The following is a 16,368-nucleotide window of genomic DNA, read 5'->3' on the forward strand; positions in this document are numbered from 1 at the left end:
CAAAAACCATGTTCGGCCAACGTACGCCCTGCTCGCGCGCGCGTCGGTGGAAAAATCCAGCGTGCCAGCGCTGGCGCCTGAGGTCGAACCTTTCAGCGCCAGCCTGAACAAGGCTTAGATCATTTCTTCGGCGCCCTTGCCGCCCAGCACGATCTCGCCGGCATCGGCCATACGCCGCGCGATGGTGAGGATTTCCTTCTGCGCGGTCTCGACGTCGCTGACCCGCACCGGGCCCTTGGCTTCGAGGTCGTCACGCAGCAGCTCGGAAGCACGTTTGGACATGTTCTTGAAGATCTTGTCCTTGACCCGCTCGTCGGCGCCCTTGAGCGACACCACCAGCACGTCCGAGGCCACTTCGCGCAACAGCGCCTGAATGCCACGGTCGTCGACGTCGGCGAGGTTGTTGAAGACGAACATCAAGTCTTCGATCTGTTCGGACAGGTCGCCATCGATCTCGCGGATCGAATCCATCAGCTGACCTTCGACCGAACTGTCGAGGAAGTTCATGATATCGGCAGCCCGCTTGATACCACCCAGTGTGGTCCGCGCGGCATTGGAGTTGCCGGAGAACTGCTTCTCGAGGATCTGGTTGAGTTCCTTGAGCGCCGCTGGCTGTACCGTGTTCAACGACGATACGCGCAGGATGATGTCAAGGCGCACCTTGTGGTCGAAGTTACCCAGCACCTCACCGGCCTGGTCAGGGTCCAGGTAGGCCACCACGATGGCCTGGATCTGCGGGTGCTCGAAGCGGATCACGTCAGCCACGGCGCGTGGCTCCATCCACTTCAGGCTGTCCAGGCCGCTGGTGTTGCCACCGAGCAGAATGCGGTCGATCAGGCCATTGGCCTTGTCCTCGCCAAGGGCTTGGTTGAGCATCTTGCGGATGTAGCCGTCGGAGCCGACGCCAAGGCTGGTCTGCTCGCCGACGATTTCGACGAACTCGCTCATCACCTGCTGGACCTGGTCGCGGTGGATATTGCCCACCTGCGCCATGGCCACACCGACTCGCTGCACTTCCTTGGGGCCCATATGGCGCAGGACCTGCGCGGCATCGGTTTCGCCCAGCGACAGCAGCAGGATCGCGGCCTTGTCGGTGCGGCTCAGTTTGGCGGTAACGGCTCGGTTATCACTCATCGGCGTTGATCCACTCTTTCACGACCTGGGCGACACGGCCCGGGTCTTCGGCCACCAGGCCTTTGATTGCGTTCAACTGCGCCTCATATCCCTCACTCGGGCTTGGCAACAGAATGCTTTGCGGGCCACCCAGGCTGACACGGTCGTTGGCCAGATCGCCATCCAGACCAATCATCCCACCCAGCTCCATGTCGCCGTCGGCAGCAGACTGCTTGCCACCGCCGGTGATGTTGTTGAGCACCGGACGCAATACGCCGAACACCAACACCAGAATGAACAGCACACCCATCATCTGCTTCATGATGTCCCAGAACCAGGGCTGCGAGTAGAACGGGATATCGGCGATTTCAGGGCTGCGATCAGCGGCGAACGGTACGTTGATCACGGTCACGCTGTCGCCACGGCTCGCATCGAAGCCCACCGCGTCCTGGACCAGGCGGGTGAAGCGCGCCAGATCTTCGGCGCCCCACGGTGCACGGGTGGTTTCGCCAGTCGCAGCATCGAGTTTGGCCTGATCATCCACTACCACTGCCACCGACAGGCGGCTGAGGCGGCCCTGTTGCTGACGGGTATGGCTGATCGAGCGGTCCAGCTCGAAGTTCTTGGTCGACTGCTTGCGCTTGTCGGCCGGGTACGGTGCGAGCATAGGCTGGCCGGTGGCCGGGTCCATGATCTGCGCGCCATTGGCATCCAGCAATGGCTGGCCAGGCTGAATGGCACCCGCTGGGGTTGCCGCGGCGGTGGCGTTTTGCGGTGCAGCAGCCGCAGCTGGCGGCTGGTTGCTCAGAGCACCCGGCACGCCTTGCGGTCCCTGGCTGCTGGTGCGCTGCTCGTCGACCGACTGTTCGCTGCGCAGGGCTGGCTGATCAGGGTTGAACTGCTCGGAGGTCGACTCGACTGCACTGAAGTCGACATCGGCCGACACTTCAGCCTTGTAGCGGTCATTGCCCAGCACTGGCTGCAGGATGTTGTGCACACGCTGGGTGAGCATGCCTTCCATGCGTCGGCTGTAATCGAACTGCTTGCCGGCCATGGTCAGCGAAGAGTCCTGCAGTTGATCGGAGAGCAGGTTGCCTTTCTGGTCGACCACGGTGACCTGGGTCTTGTCCAGTTCCGGCACGCTGGTCGCCACCAGATTGACGATCGCCATCACCTGGCCCGGCTCCAGCGCACGGCCCGGATACAGTTCGACCAGTACCGACGCACTTGGCTTGCGCTCGTCGCGCACGAATACCGAGCTTTTCGGGATCGCCAGATGGACGCGGGCGGCCTTGACGTTGTTCAGGCTCGACACGGTGCGCGCCAGCTCGCCTTCCAGGCTGCGCCGGTAACGGGTCGCCTCCATGAACTGGCTGGTGCCCAGACCCTGCTCTTTGTCGAGCATCTCGAAGCCGACGTTGCCGTCGCTTGGCGCCACGCCAGCGGCTGCCAGTTTCAGGCGCGCACGGGAGAGGTCGTCGGCCTTGACCAGCAGAGCGCCGGAGTTGGGCTCCACGTTGTAGGGGATGTCGGCAGCGCCAAGCACTTCCATGACCTGCTTGGTGTCCATGCCGGCCAGGCTGCCATACAGCGGCCGGTAGTCCGGCTGCTGCGACCAGAGCACCACGGCAAAGCCGATAGCCACACTGGCAGCCAGCCCGACCAACAGGCCGACCTGACGCAGGGCGGGCATCCGCGAGATGTTTTCCAGGAACGACATGCCGAACAGCGGCGGCTTGGCCACTGGCGGCCCGCTCTTGGCGGGGGCGTTATCGACGACTGCTTCGGCCATGAGTCAATTAGTCCTCAAACCGGCATCTGCATGATGTCCTGGTACGCCTGAACCAGCTTGTTGCGCACCTGGGTCAACGCCTGGAATGACACCGAGGCTTTTTGTGAAGCAACCATCACGTCGGTCAGGTCCACGCCGCTCTTGCCAATTTCGAAAGCGTTGGCGAGCTGGCTCGAGGCCTGCTGGGTTTCATGGACCTTGCCAATGGCCTGGCCGAGCATGTCGGCAAAACTGCTCTGCCCTGGCGCCAGCTCAGGCGCAGCTGCCACTTTGGGCAGGGACATGGCATCGGCCTGCATGGACCGCATGTCCAACATCAGACGATTGAATTCAACACCTTGGCTCATGAACTTCTCTCTCCGGCGGCCGCATTTTTTTGACACTCATGCAGCGGATAGGCTGGTGCTAGCAAGAGCGATGCCAGCCATCCTGTAAGCGGGTTAATTAAGGTGAATCAGCCGAACAGGCTGGCCTCGACATCAAGGCCTGCATCGCGCATCTGCGCCAGCTTGTAGCGCAGGGTACGTGGACTGATGCCCAGTCGATCGGCCGCTTCCTTGCGCCGTCCGCGCTCGGCGCGCAGGGTGTCGATGATCATCTGGAATTCGTGCCGGCGCAGGTCATCGCCCAACACCCCGGAATCAGCAGGCGAATCGCTAGTGACTGCCTGTGCAGGCGCGACCAGCGCTGCCGGTGCAGACAAGGCAATGACCCCACCCAGACAAAAATCCGCCGCCTCGATCAAGCCGCCCTGCTGCAGAATCAGCGCCCGCTGCAGGGCATTGTCGAGTTCGCGCACGTTGCCCGGCCACGGATGGTTCTGCAGGCAGTGGCGCGCCTCGGCAGACAACCGGACCGGCGCGTGCTTCATCTTCGCCACATGGCGTGCCAGCAGGCGCTCGGCCAGCGGCAGAATATCGCCGCTGCGCTCGCGCAGCGGGCACCAGGCCAAGGGGAACACCGACAATCGATAGAACAGGTCTTCACGGAAGCGCCCCGCCGCCACTTCAGCGCCCAGGTCGCGGTTGGTGGTAGCCAGCACGCGAATATCCAGCGCGATCGGCTTGCGTCCACCCACCCGCTCCACTTCGCGCTCCTGCAACACCCGCAGCAGCTTGGCCTGCAAGCCCAGCGGCATTTCGGAAATCTCGTCAAGGAGCAAGGTACCGCCATCGGCCTGCTCGAATTTGCCTGGCTGAGCGGCAATGGCGCCGGTGAAGGCGCCCTTCTCGTGGCCGAACAAGGTTGCCTCGAGCATGTTGTCCGGGATTGCTGCGCAGTTGATCGCCACAAACGGCTGCGCCGCTCGCGCGGACTGGCGATGGATGTACTGCGCCAAGACCTCCTTGCCGGTACCCGATTCGCCGGAAATCAACACCGTCGAATCACTCTGGGCGACTCGCGCAGCCAGCTCCAGCAAGCGCCGGCTGGCCGGCTCGCATGCCACCGGGCCGTCTTCATCGGCTCCGCCGACGCGACCGCCAGCATGACGCGCCACCAGACTTAACAGCGCCTGCGGCTCGAACGGCTTGACCAGGTAATCCACCGCGCCTTGGCGCATGGCCTGGACTGCACGCTCAACCGCAGCATGGGCGGTCATCAGCAACACCGGCAATTGCGGATGGCTGCTGCGCAATTGCAGCAGTAACTGATGGCCGTCCATGCCCGGCATGTTGACGTCACTCACCACCAGACTGAACGCTTCACCGGCCACAGCGGCCAACGCCTCTTCGGCACAGCCCACCGCCCGATAGGCAAAACCGCCGATCTCGAGGGTATCGCCAAGCGCTTCACGCAGCACCCGGTCATCCTCGACCAGCAGCACCTTGATACCCATCAGCGCGCCTCCCCAGGCAACTCGCCCAGCAGCGGCAGGATCACCTGCACGCAGGTGCCCCGACCTACTCGCGAGCGCATGCGTACTTCGCCCTGATGTGCGCGCACCACCGCCTGAACCACGGCCAGACCGAGCCCGGTACCGGTAGTCTTGGTGGTCAGAAACGGCTCACCGAGGCGCGCCAGCAGCGCCGGCGCGATGCCGCAGCCAGCATCACTGACGCACAGGTGCAGCGCATGCCCACGGCGGAACAAATGAATTTTTACCCGCGCCGGCAGCGTGCTTGCCTGCAGGGCGTTTTCCAGCAAATTGAGCAGTGCCCCGACCAGGGTGTCGCGATTGCACAGCAACTCACCCAGGTGGGTGTCGCACTGCCAACGCACTGCATGGCCCTGCACATGCACCTGCGCAGCTTGTTGCAACGCCTGGAACAAACCCTTCGGACTGAGCCGATCAGCCAACGGCAACTCACCGCGGGCGAACACCAGCATGTCGCGCACTTGATGCTCAAGCTCGTGCAGGCGCTCCTTGAGGTTTCCAGCAAAGCGCTGACGGGTTTCGCTGGGCAACTGTTGCTGCGGATCCGCCAGGTGGCTGGCATAGAGCATGGCCGCCGACAGCGGCGTGCGGATCTGATGCGCCAGCGAGGCAACCATGCGCCCGAGCGAGGACAAGCGCTCATGCCGGGCGAGTTGATCCTGCAGGCGACGGGTTTCGGTCAGGTCGGTCAACAGGACCAACTGGCCAGGCTCGGCATCCAGCGAACGAGTAGCGATCGACACACGGCGGCCATCGCGCAGGGACACTTCATGGCCGTCGTCCTTGCGTGGAGCGAAACTGCGGGCAATGATCTGGCGCCACAATTCGCCGAGCAACGGCTCGCCCAGCAACTCGCAGGCCGCAGGATTCGCCTCGCGCACCCTGCCGTGCTCATCGATCACCACCACCCCGCCTGGCAACAGGTCGAGCAGGTTCTGCAGGCGATTGGCCAGGCGTTCCTTTTCGTCCAGTTCAGCCATGCGCTGCGCACTGACTACAGCCAGCTCGCCCTTGAGCTCGCGCACCCGCGCCTCGAGCATGCCGTAGGATTGATTCAGTTGGCTGGAAACCTGATTGAACAACGCGAATGCGTGTTCAAGGCCCTGTCGGCTTTCCTGCTCGACCGGGATGCGACCCTGCGGATCAGCGGCTCGGGAAATCGGGGCGGCGTGGGGCATCGTGCTCTCTCGCGTGGCTGACCGTCATAAAAACGGTGTGTTGCCTGCGATATAGCAATAGCCGTGCCGGAGATAGGGTTAACGGGGTGGAGGGCTTATCAGGGCTGCGCTGCAGCCCTATGCAAGGGAAACGGCAGGCGTCAATCCTCTGCCTGTTCCTCGCCGTCGCGACGGCTCATGCCGTATTTGCGCATTTTCTCCACCAGCGTCGTACGGCGAATCCGCAAGCGCTCGGCGGCCCGCGCAACGATACCATTGGCGTCGTCCAGCGCCTGCTGGATCAAGCCTTGCTCGAGGCTACCGAGGTAGTCCTTGAGGTCGAGGCCTTCGGGCGGCAGCATCGCGTGATTGGAGAAATTCGGCGTATGGCCGTTGATCGCAACGCGCTCTTCCAGGTCGCTGCGCATGCTGTCGACCAACTGCTCGTCTTCATCGTCGACGTAGCGGAATTTCTTCGGCAGCTCGGACACCCCGATCACACCGTAGGGATGCATGATCGCCATGCGCTCGACCAGGTTGGCCAGCTCGCGGACGTTGCCAGGCCAGCCATGCCGGCACAGCGACATGATCGAGGCCGAATTGAACCGAATCGACCCACGCTTCTCGTGCTCCATGCGCGAGATCAGCTCGTTCATCAGCAGCGGGATGTCTTCAACTCGCTCGCGCAGCGGCGCCATCTCGATCGGGAACACGTTCAGGCGATAGTACAAGTCTTCGCGGAAGGTGCCCTCTTCAATCATGACCTCAAGGTTCTTGTGCGTGGCGGCAATGATGCGCACATCGATGCTCTGGGTCTTGTTGCTACCGACACGCTCGAAGGTACGTTCCTGCAGCACGCGCAGCAGCTTGACCTGCATCGGCAGCGGCATGTCGCCGATCTCGTCGAGGAACAGCGTGCCGCCGTTGGCCAGCTCGAAGCGCCCAGCGCGACTGGTGATCGCACCGGTGAACGCGCCCTTTTCGTGACCAAACAGTTCGCTTTCGAGCAACTCGGCCGGGATCGCCCCACAGTTGACCGGCACGAACGGTGCTTCACGGCGCTTGGAATGATAGTGCAGGTTACGCGCAACCACTTCCTTGCCAGTGCCTGACTCGCCGAGGATCAGCACGCTGGCGTCGGTGTCGGCCACCTGCTGCATCATCTGCCGCACGTGCTGAATGGCGCGACTGGTGCCGACCAGGCTGCGGAACAGGTTCGGTTCGCGCTGACGGCCACGCTCGCGGGCATGGTCATACATTTCGCGATAGACCTGGGCGCGGTGCAGGGAGTCGAGCAGCTGGCTGTAGCTGGCAGGCATTTCCAGGTTGGACAACACCCGGCGGCGCAGGTCCTCAGGGAACTCTGCAGCAGAAACATCGCCAAGCAGCAACATCGGAAGGAACTCATCCCAGCCTGCCACTGTCTTAAGCAGCCCTTGCACACTGGAAGGCGCATTGACCGCACCGATCAGTACGCACAGCACCTCACGACTGGAGGCCAGCGACTCTACCGCTTGCTGCCAGTCCTGGCTTGAGCAAGACAGGTTGTCTTCGCCGAGAAAGTTCAGAACCACTGCCAGATCGCGGCGGCGGGCGCTGTCGTCATCGATCAGGAGAATCTTGGTTTCACGCCACATGCAATAGCAACTTCCCTAGTCATATCGGCGCCCTGAGGGCGTGCTCGACATCATTCCGACTGAATGGTCAGTGTTCGGACGTCTGAAATTCGAATACAGCCACTAGTAAAGTCAAAAAAAAACGCACAGTCAAATTTATGGCGCTCAGTTTTTGTATCTCATCAGTGTCAGCTGAACAGATGGTATACCTTGGCGGCATTTTTCGCCTGACGGATTTGCGTCATCTCGTCGACTAAAGTTTGACGTTCCCCACTTGCAACTTCAATCAGATGCCGATAGACCTCGAGTAGCTGCTCAAGGCTGGCACGTACCTGGCTTTCGTTGTGCGTGGCCTCGGACAGCACGTCCTCGACGCACAGGCGGCACTCGAGGTCGAGTTCGCTCACTGCATCCCAGTCGCGGCCGGCGAGCGCTGCCAGCAGCGCCTCACGGGTCTGTTCGATACGCTCGATCACCATGCTCATGCCACGCTCCTTGGATCAGCCTTCCGGCTGTTGGTCGGCGATCGCATCCCAGCCTTCCTTGACCGTGATCAGCAGGCGGGCGACTTCGTCGATGATCGCGGTGTCGGTCTTCAGGTTGGCCTCGACCAGGCGCCGGCTCATGTAGGTGTACAGATTATCAAGCTCGGCCAGGCTGTCGGCGTGGTTTTCCAGGTCGAGACCTTCACGCAGGCCGCCGATGATGTCGATGGCTTTGCCCAGCAGGATGCCCTTCTGGGCAATGTCATTGCGCGCAATCGCGCCCTTGGCCTGAGCCAGGCGGTCAAGACCACCTTGCATGAGCATTTGCACCAGGCGATGCGGGCTGGCCTCGGAGGTCTGCGCCGCGCCGTTCACTTTCTGGTACTGCCGAAGGGCCAACATCGGGTTCATGGATCTGCCTCGTTCCAGCAAAAAAGGTTGCGTATACCCTGTATATCGCCGCCGCGTCAAAAAACTTTAGCGGCAAATAAAAAAGCCCGGCGCGTCGAAGGGACGCAGCCGGGCTTTTGGGAGACTCAGCGTTGCCGGATCAGGACTTCTTGGCTTGGGCGTTGATAGCGTCGAAGATCGAAGTGATCTGTTCGGCCTGGGCTTTCATCTTGCCCAACGCGGTGTCCAGTGCAACGTATTTCTTGGTCAGCGCTTCGGTCAGCGACTCGGTGCGACGATCAAGCGCCGCCTGCTGGTCGGTCAGACTCTTGGCCGTCTTGTCCAGGCTGGTCTTGCGTGCAGCCAGACTGCCATCTGTAGCGTTATACGGATCAATTGCCTTGTTCATCCGCTCGAAGATACCGCCTGTGCCAGTGAACAGTTCCTGCACTTCAGCGCCAAGCTTCTTGTCGCTCATCGCTGCGGTGAATTTGCTGGCACTGAACTCCAGGGTGCCGTCTTTCTGGGTATTGATACCCAACTGGCTCAACGTTGTCAGGCGGTCCCCTGCACCTACCTCTGCCAACACGCCGCGCACATCGGAGAGCAGCGAGCGAGTGGTCGGGTCGTTCGTCAGCGAACCAAGCACCAGATTGCCATCGGCGTCAGTACTGGTGCTGGTCAGCGCGGTGATGGCTCTTTGCATGGTATTGTAGGCATCGACAAAAGCCTGCACCGAGGTCTTCAGGCCGTCATTGTTGGCGGCAACAGTCACCTTGGTCGCCACACCCACGGCACTCTTGCCAGTCAGCTCCAACGACAAGCCACTGATGGCGTCAGTGACCGTGTTCGAGGCGCTGCTGACTTCCAGGCCATCGATGGTCAGCAGCGCATCCTTGGCAACGTCATCGATGTAGCCAGCGCCTTCGCTGGCCATCGACTTGGTCCCGTCGATCTCAAGCTCAGGGATACCCGAGACCTTGAGATCATTACCCGCGCCAGTGGTAGTAGAGCCCAGCACTAGGCGGGCACCATCCTTCCCGGTGATGATGTTGGCAGAGATGCCGCTGGCGCTCAGTTCTTTGTTGATCTGGTCGCGCACCGTTTGCAGAGTGGCATCATCGCCAATGGTGACCTTGTAGGTCTTGCCATTCTGCTCGATCACCATCTCACCGGCCGTTACCGACTTGCTTGCACCTTCGGCGTAGGCTGCGCTGGCAACTTTCGAGCCCGTGGCAAGGTTCTTCACCTCGATGCTGTAACTGCCTGCAACTGCGGTATTGCCAGCCGTCGCCTTGACAATACTGTCGCTCGCCGACGTCGCTGCATAGGCATTGAAGGACGGCGCAGACTTGTCGTTGAGCTTGCCCATGGCAGTGGTAAACGCAGTGAGAGCGCTGCGCAGCGCGCCAACCCCGGATATATACGCAGCGTTGTTACTGGTCTGCCGGGAGATCTGCGCCTGCTTGGCGGCAGTATCGGACTGGACCAGCACCTTGACGATATCGGTAATATTAAGACCGGACCCAAGGCCAAGACTGGAAGCTATCGGGCTTGCCATGCTGTTTTCCCTCTCATTGATAGGCCAGGCGCCATTCCTGCGCTCCCGGCCTTCACCGCATCATTATAGTTCGCCGCCGGTCAAACCTTGGCGTCGAACAGAAGACTGTTGACATCACTCAGACTGTTTGCAATTCGCAAAGCCTCTTCCGAGGGCAATTGACGAATCAGCTCACCGGTTTCGCTGGCGATGACTTTGACAACGACCTTGCCGGATTCTTCATCCGTGGAGAATTCCAAGTTGCGTCTACCGTTGCTCAGAAATTTTTCGATCTCGGCAACAGCACTTCGTACTTGTTCAGCATCGATCTCCGCTGAAGGTTTGTTACCGTCACTGAGACGCTTGCCTTCCTCAGGGCGGGATACCGCTACATCACTAACCGGCTTTTCGGCGACCTGCTCGGTCGGACGCGCGGCCGGGTAGGATAGATTCAGCTTGACGCTCATGTCCATTTCTACCACCTCGCAACGAAAAAGCGGGGAAGCGCTTCAACGCACTCCCCCGCCGAGAACCTACTGGCAGATTAGCCCAGCAGTTTCAGAACTGCCGATGGCAGCTGGTTGGCCTGGGCCAGAACCGAAGTCGAAGCTTGTTGCAGAGTCTGCTGCTTGGTCAGCTGGGCAGTTTCAGCAGCGAAGTCGGTGTCCTGAACACGGCCGCGAGCAGCTTCAGCGTTTTCGTTGATGTTGTTCAGGTTGTTGATGGTGCTGGTCAGGCGGTTCTGCGAAGCACCCAGGTCAGCACGCGAGCTGTTGATCGCGTTCAGAGCGTCGTCGATGGCGCTGACGGCGGCGCTGAAGTTGTTCTGGGCAGCAGTGGTGTCTGCACCAGCGATGGTTTTGCCAGCCAGACCGGTCAGTGCTGCACCAGCACCGGTGGTTTTCATCGCGCCGCTGAGGCTGATGGTGATCTGGTTCTGAGTGCCAACGTTGGAGCCGACCTGGAAGGTCATGACGCCAGCGGTACCGTCCAGCAGGTTCTTGCCGTTCAGCTGGGTGCTGTCAGCGATACGGTCGATTTCCAGGAGCATGGACTGGAACTCTTTGTTCAGCGCGTCACGGTCGGTCGAGCTATTCGAGTCGTTTCGCGACTGAACGGCCAGTTCACGCATACGCTGCAGAATGTTGGTCTGCTCTTGCATCGCGCCTTCAGCGGTCTGAGCGATCGAAACACCATCGTTGGCGTTTTTGATAGCCATGGTCTGACCACGGATCTGCGAAGTCATACGCGTAGCGATCTGCAGGCCGGCAGCGTCGTCTTTGGCGCTGTTGATTTTCAGGCCGGAGGACAGACGGGTCATCGAGGTGCTCAGTGCATCGGAAGCACGGTTCAGGTTCTTCTGAACGCCCAGAGAGGTGGTGTTGGTGTTAACAGTCAAAGCCATGACGAATTCCTCGTTGGATTGGGTACTACGGCTTCCGGCCTTGGCAATTCGCCGGGTGTGGCACAGAGAACCTTCGTAATAGTTATCGTCGTCAGGGCGGGTTGCTTTAGCGAAATTTCAAAATAATTTGCTGGCAACGTGCCAGCCCAGTGAATTCAAGGACTTGACGCCAAGATACAGGCAGCGCTTGAGCCATGAATGCTCATCCTTTTGTAAGGTTTGGCGCATGGCGGATAAAAGAACGCCGCCTTGAACAAGGCGGCGCTTCGACAACGAGGAGATGGGCGGTGCTCAGTCGCAACGCTCGATGATCGCCGAGCCCCACGACAGGCCTACCCCAAAACCGCTGAGGGCAACGCGCTGATGCCGGGAGCCGAGCACGTGCTTTTCGAGGAGCAATGGAATGCTCGAGGATACGGTATTACCGGTCTCGACCATGTCTTTGACGAACTTGTGCTTGTGCTCGCCCTCCTTGAAGCGCAACGAGACCGCGTCAACGATCGCCGCGCTGCCCTGATGCAGGCAATACAAGTCGATATCGTCAGCCTGCAGTTGGCTGGCATCGAGCAGCTGTTGCAGATGAGCAGGGATCTTGACCAAGGCAAAATTGTACACTTGGCGACCATTCATGAAGAACTTGCCGTCAGTGGTACGCAGATGTTCTGCACCGCCGCCATCGCTGCCAAACAACGACTTGCCTAGCTGCCAGCTGGCTTGCTCACCCATCCAGGTGGCCGTCGCGGCATCACCAAACAGCATGGTCGTGTTGCGATCTTCTGGATCGACGATCTTCGAGTACGGGTCGGCAGTGATCAACAAACCGTTCTTGAGCCCTGCCGCTTCCATGAAGCCCTTCATAGCGTACAGGCCGTAAACGTAGCCGGAACAGCCCAGGGAAATATCGAAAGCAGCAATATGGGTTGCCAGGCCAAGCTTGTGCTGAACGATCGCGGCAGTATGCGGCAGGCCCTCGGCATCGCCGTTCTGGGTAACCACGATGACTGCATCGATGGCTGCCGGGTCCAGCCCTGGATTACTGGCAAACAATGCCTTGGCGGCCTCGACACACAAGTCAGAGGTTTCCTGATCGGCGTCCTTGCGCGGCAAGAAGGTCGAACCGATCTTGCCGAAGATAAAATCCTGGTCTTTGCCGAATTTCGCACCCTGGGCGTAATTGTCGACGCCCTCGGCAGGTACGTAGCTGGCGATGCTTTTAATGCCAATCATTGTGGCTTCCCGGTAGATATGGCGGATATTCGCAGGGGCCACGACCTTACGATCGCGCCTTTACTATGGCAATTTACTGCCCGCTGACCCAATAGAGTAAAGATGCACGTTTCGACTGCCAAGTCACGACTCACCAGACAATCGAGAATCACCCTCCTGCGCGCTCTGCAAAGAAAGCCACGGCCCGAGCGTCGATCATCTCACGGCGCGCCCTGCCCACGCGCAGACTAGCGCTCCAGCCACACCTGACGCCAGGCCTGCAGACGCGGCCCGGCCAGCAACCAGTCAGCACGGACAGCCGCCTGCAGCGCATCGCCCAAGGCTGCAGATGCATCGCGATCCTCCAGGTGCAGGCGAATTGCCCGCAACCACTCCTCTGTCTGGTTAGCCACCCGCGACAGCGGCAAACTGTCCGCACCGGCCAATCCGGCCACCCGACTACAGACTACCGGATGACCACAGGCCGCGTGCTGCAGCACTCGCAAGTCACTCCCACACGCATTGACCAGCGTATCGGCAAGCGGCACCAGCGCCAGATCCAGATTCAGTGCCGCCAATGCCAGCCCCAACTGTCCAGGCTCAACTGCCGGGTGCAGCTCTTTGACAAATGGCTGCAGCACGGACGGACACTCGCCGATCACCACCCAATCGACCTCATTGGCAAGCGCTGGCACGACCACTTCAAGCAGAGCGGCGTCTGTGCTGCCCAGCCATCCGACGCGCGCCCGCTCGGCCGTGCGGCGCTGCCCTTGCAGGCGACCCCAATCTGCCGACAACGCACTCTCAAGCAAGCGAATATCGTCATGTGCCCCACGCAACAGGTCAGCCAGCACAGGGCTGGAAACCACAACGCGGTCCGCCTGCATCAATCCTGGCTGGAGGTGCTCCAACAGAGCGGCAGCGCCGCCTCCAGCTGCCAGGCCCGGCGCAAAGCCATCCAGGTCACAAATCTTGAAGGCCTGCGAGAACGCTCTCAAGCGGCGCAGCGTCAACAGTTGGTCTTCGTCAATCGGCCGCTGCATGACAATACTTGCAGGCGCAAAGCGCTCGATCTGCACGGGCGACATCAAGCCCATATGAACCGTGCCATCGATCAGACCTGCGCGGCCAAGGGCTTGGTGGGGCTGGATCAGACGCAACTGGCCATCCCCCTCGCAAGCAGAGGCCAACACCAGGACGGTAGGCGCGATGTCCTTGAGTGGACGCCAGCTCATGGCATTGCTTTGCACTGCGAAGGCCTCGCCTGCCACCAACGAGAAATTCTCGTTGTAGCAAGCGTCGTGCAGCAATTGCGGTAGCCAGCGGGCGAACAGCGCATCTTCTTCATCGGCGCCGGGTGGCGAGACCACCTCAGCTTCGATCAAAAACCGTGCATAAGGGGTCCAGACGTTAAGGTAGCCGGTCTGCTGCAGCTTGAGGCACAAATCCGCGCCGACCCAAGGCACCAGCAAAGGATCGAGCGCAAAACCGCCTACCTGCAGGAAACTGTCGCGGCGGACCATCAGACACTCATCCGCAAGCGCGCTGCAATCATGTTCCAGCCATAACCTGCCCATGTAGCCGACATGGTCATGGGCAGCGCCGTCTACGCCGCTACTCACACTGCCGCCCAGGCCTAGTACCAGCGCGGCGCGGTGGAGCAAGCCAGTGCCCGTCTGCAACTTGCCGGCCACGGCCCCTACTTCCGGGCGCTGGGCCTGGTTGAGCAGCGTCTGCAGCCAGCCCCCGTCAAGCACACTGACGCCAGCATCAAGCCAGACCAGATAATCACCGCGAGCCTCCTGCGCCGCAGCATTGCACAAGGCAGCGCGTGACTGGCCAGGCATGAACCGCAGCACCTGGAAGCGCGCCTGGTCAATCTGGCTGACCATCTCCAGCCACTGCGCCACAGCTGGATCGTCGGACCCCGGCTCGATCAGGACGATTTCGTAAGCAGGGTGGGTGGTTTGCGTGAGGAGGATTTCCAGACAACGCTGCAACTGCACAAGACCACCTTGCACATAGATCATGATACTGACGGTGGCCTGCTGCGCGTGCTGGTAATCGATACGGTAACAGCCAGCCGCCTGCGCCAGCGCCAGTACTTGTGCCTGGGCATAACCGCGCTCGTATAGATGCGCTGCAATCACAGCGCGCTCGTCAGGGCAGTCGCGGACAGGCGCACCGTCGGCGACCAAGAGGGGCTCGCTGACGTGCGCTACGCAACTCAGCCCGTGCTCGTTGAGCAATCGCAGCTGGCAGGCCAGCTCCGCCGCCGCTCCGCTGGCCAGACCGAAACCTTGCTGGCTCAGCACGGCGAGGCGTCGGTACAACCAGTGTCGGGCCAGGTTGGCAGGCTGCGCCAGCAGCAGATCAAGGTTCAGCTCCGGCCGCAGGCAGAGATCAACAGCTCCACCGTCCAGGCGTACCGCTTCGTCGCCGAACAGCGCCAGACAACTGGGCGGGGTCTCAAGTAGTTTCAAGGCCACCATCAGCATGCCGCTGGCGGTAAATTCGACACCCGCCTCGACCAGCATGAACCAGTCACTGGTGCTGTCCGCGAGTAATGTGTTGACCGGCGCCTGCCATTGCTCTGAATCACCTGGCAGCCACCGCGCCGTTGCTTGATCCGGCTCATCGCGGCTCAGAACGATCACCTCCAGACGCTTGTAAAGGCTGCGCTGCAGGCTGTCCAGGGTACGCGCCAGAGCCACCTGATCGGTGCTGGCGCGCACCACTACGGCAATCGTGGGTGCCGCAGCTGCGTCAAGTTTTGCGTTGATCAGGCGCAGCGGCTCAGCCAGCGGATAACGCTGCCGCAGCCAGCCCAGAACACCCAGGGCATTGCCCTGTTGCTCACGCCGCGCGGCCTGCTGGGTCTTGTCGACAAACACTTCAAGTTGCTGCCAGAACGGCGCGGTACGCTCAACGTAGCGTTGCAATGCACCTTCGACGCCAGCGCTGGCGTGGCGCAATGCATCGGGCTGATCGAGCATGGCAAAACCGCTGCTACCGACAAAGCTGGCATCAAGGAACTGCTGATCAATGCCATGACCCGGTATGAAAATCACCGGGCAACCACAGAGCACGGCAATCACGCACGTCATCGACCACTCGTGGGTGTACATCACCTGCGCTTTGCGCAAAAGATCAGCAAGTTGGGCAAGGGTCAGGGCATTGGCCATGCTCAGCAGGCGAATGTCGGCCGGCAACTGCGAATAGTCGATCTGCTCCAATGCGAAGCGGTTCTGGTACAGGTACTTGCCCTCGCGCACGGTCCCGGGCGCAGCTGCACAAAACAGATCGACATTGATGGTCGGCAGGCACAGCAGGTCGCCTTCGGGGTTACCGTGACGCGCTGCAATCAACGCGCCGGAATAGAACAACAGGTCGGATGGAGCAGCAGCCATACCGCGGCCAGTGATGAACCCTTCGAAGTTCAACAGGAAACGCGCCACCACCGAGCACTCGAACGGATTGCCTTCGACGACCTCTGGATAGATCGCAATCGGTACCTGGCCAGTATCGACATGACGCTGGGCCGCCTGAGCATCGAGCAAAGGTGTTTTCAGGTCTGGGTTGACCTGAGCCTTACCCAGAATATAGGCCTCTCGCCCGCGCAGATTGAGCAGATGGCAGAGGTAGTGCAGCGAGGCAATGCCTGAGGAGGTTTCCCGGTAGTCCGGCGCCAGGATGTAATAAGGATGCTCTGGCCTGGCGTACAGCTGCCGCAGATTGGCCAGAGCTTGCTCGGGTGAGCAACCCTGACCCAGCGCAGGATTGGACAT

13 protein-coding genes are annotated in these 16,368 nt (G+C 60.9%); all 13 read right to left on the reverse strand.

Annotated elements, in window-relative coordinates; translation table 11 throughout:
* Positions 1 to 114 precede the first annotated feature (114 nt).
* The gene (gene fliG / locus M2396_RS19935; protein ID WP_101317844.1) at positions 115 to 1,134 is read right to left on the reverse strand and encodes a flagellar motor switch protein FliG; all 1,020 of its coding nucleotides are present in this window, start codon (positions 1,132 to 1,134) and stop codon (positions 115 to 117) included.
* Entirely contained in the window at positions 1,127 to 2,905 is a 1,779-nt protein-coding gene (fliF, locus tag M2396_RS19940) for a flagellar basal-body MS-ring/collar protein FliF (RefSeq protein WP_101317842.1), read from the reverse strand. The genes fliG and fliF overlap by 8 nt, the downstream gene beginning before the upstream one ends.
* Before the next feature lie 14 nt (positions 2,906 to 2,919).
* A complete protein-coding gene (gene fliE, locus M2396_RS19945; protein ID WP_101317840.1) occupies positions 2,920 to 3,252 on the reverse strand; it encodes a flagellar hook-basal body complex protein FliE in 333 nt (110 codons plus the stop codon).
* Between the two features lie 107 nt (positions 3,253 to 3,359).
* On the reverse strand, positions 3,360 to 4,742 hold the full coding sequence (locus M2396_RS19950) for a sigma-54 dependent transcriptional regulator (protein WP_259077444.1): 1,383 nt from the start codon (positions 4,740 to 4,742) through the stop codon (positions 3,360 to 3,362).
* Positions 4,742 to 5,959: a PAS domain-containing sensor histidine kinase gene (locus M2396_RS19955; RefSeq protein ID WP_259077446.1), complete on the reverse strand. Its 1,218-nt coding sequence runs from the start codon at positions 5,957 to 5,959 to the stop codon at positions 4,742 to 4,744. The genes M2396_RS19950 and M2396_RS19955 overlap by 1 nt, the downstream gene beginning before the upstream one ends.
* 140 nt (positions 5,960 to 6,099) lie before the next feature.
* Positions 6,100 to 7,575, reverse strand: a complete 1,476-nt coding sequence (gene fleQ / locus M2396_RS19960; protein ID WP_103436646.1) for a transcriptional regulator FleQ — start codon at positions 7,573 to 7,575, stop codon at positions 6,100 to 6,102.
* A gap of 167 nt (positions 7,576 to 7,742) precedes the next feature.
* The gene (locus M2396_RS19965) at positions 7,743 to 8,039 is read right to left on the reverse strand and encodes a flagellar protein FliT (protein WP_150569773.1); all 297 of its coding nucleotides are present in this window, start codon (positions 8,037 to 8,039) and stop codon (positions 7,743 to 7,745) included.
* 15 nt (positions 8,040 to 8,054) lie between these two features.
* Positions 8,055 to 8,450, reverse strand: coding sequence for a flagellar export chaperone FliS (gene fliS / locus M2396_RS19970; RefSeq protein ID WP_103436644.1), 396 nt, complete (start codon positions 8,448 to 8,450; stop codon positions 8,055 to 8,057).
* A gap of 139 nt (positions 8,451 to 8,589) precedes the next feature.
* Entirely contained in the window at positions 8,590 to 9,990 is a 1,401-nt protein-coding gene (gene fliD / locus M2396_RS19975; protein WP_220633287.1) for a flagellar filament capping protein FliD, read from the reverse strand.
* An 80-nt stretch (positions 9,991 to 10,070) separates the two neighbouring features.
* A complete protein-coding gene (locus M2396_RS19980) occupies positions 10,071 to 10,442 on the reverse strand; it encodes a flagellar protein FlaG (RefSeq protein ID WP_181107587.1) in 372 nt (123 codons plus the stop codon).
* 71 nt (positions 10,443 to 10,513) lie between these two features.
* Positions 10,514 to 11,374: a flagellin domain-containing protein gene (locus M2396_RS19985; RefSeq protein WP_103436641.1), complete on the reverse strand. Its 861-nt coding sequence runs from the start codon at positions 11,372 to 11,374 to the stop codon at positions 10,514 to 10,516.
* Between the two features lie 291 nt (positions 11,375 to 11,665).
* Positions 11,666 to 12,601 (reverse strand): ketoacyl-ACP synthase III, encoded by a 936-nt coding sequence (locus M2396_RS19990; protein ID WP_220633286.1) that lies wholly within the window; start codon positions 12,599 to 12,601, stop codon positions 11,666 to 11,668.
* 227 nt (positions 12,602 to 12,828) lie between these two features.
* Complete coding sequence (locus M2396_RS19995) at positions 12,829 to 16,368, reverse strand: glycosyltransferase (protein ID WP_259077450.1); 3,540 nt, start codon at positions 16,366 to 16,368, stop codon at positions 12,829 to 12,831.

It is taken from the genome of Pseudomonas sp. BIGb0278 (assembly GCF_024809895.1).
GTDB lineage: Bacteria > Pseudomonadota > Gammaproteobacteria > Pseudomonadales > Pseudomonadaceae > Aquipseudomonas > Aquipseudomonas shirazensis.

Coding starts and splice junctions, on each gene's coding strand:
- M2396_RS19965 (WP_150569773.1), bottom strand. CDS start 8,039: ATGAGCATGGTGATCGAGCGTATCGAACAGACCCGTGAGGCGCTGCTG.
- M2396_RS19955 (WP_259077446.1), bottom strand. CDS start 5,959: ATGCCCCACGCCGCCCCGATTTCCCGAGCCGCTGATCCGCAGGGTCGC.
- M2396_RS19950 (WP_259077444.1), bottom strand. CDS start 4,742: ATGGGTATCAAGGTGCTGCTGGTCGAGGATGACCGGGTGCTGCGTGAA.
- M2396_RS19995 (WP_259077450.1), bottom strand. CDS start 16,368: ATGTCCAATCCTGCGCTGGGTCAGGGTTGCTCACCCGAGCAAGCTCTG.
- fliE (WP_101317840.1), bottom strand. CDS start 3,252: ATGAGCCAAGGTGTTGAATTCAATCGTCTGATGTTGGACATGCGGTCC.
- fliG (WP_101317844.1), bottom strand. CDS start 1,134: ATGAGTGATAACCGAGCCGTTACCGCCAAACTGAGCCGCACCGACAAG.
- M2396_RS19990 (WP_220633286.1), bottom strand. CDS start 12,601: ATGATTGGCATTAAAAGCATCGCCAGCTACGTACCTGCCGAGGGCGTC.
- fliS (WP_103436644.1), bottom strand. CDS start 8,450: ATGAACCCGATGTTGGCCCTTCGGCAGTACCAGAAAGTGAACGGCGCG.
- M2396_RS19980 (WP_181107587.1), bottom strand. CDS start 10,442: ATGGACATGAGCGTCAAGCTGAATCTATCCTACCCGGCCGCGCGTCCG.
- fliF (WP_101317842.1), bottom strand. CDS start 2,905: ATGGCCGAAGCAGTCGTCGATAACGCCCCCGCCAAGAGCGGGCCGCCA.
- fleQ (WP_103436646.1), bottom strand. CDS start 7,575: ATGTGGCGTGAAACCAAGATTCTCCTGATCGATGACGACAGCGCCCGC.
- M2396_RS19985 (WP_103436641.1), bottom strand. CDS start 11,374: ATGGCTTTGACTGTTAACACCAACACCACCTCTCTGGGCGTTCAGAAG.
- fliD (WP_220633287.1), bottom strand. CDS start 9,990: ATGGCAAGCCCGATAGCTTCCAGTCTTGGCCTTGGGTCCGGTCTTAAT.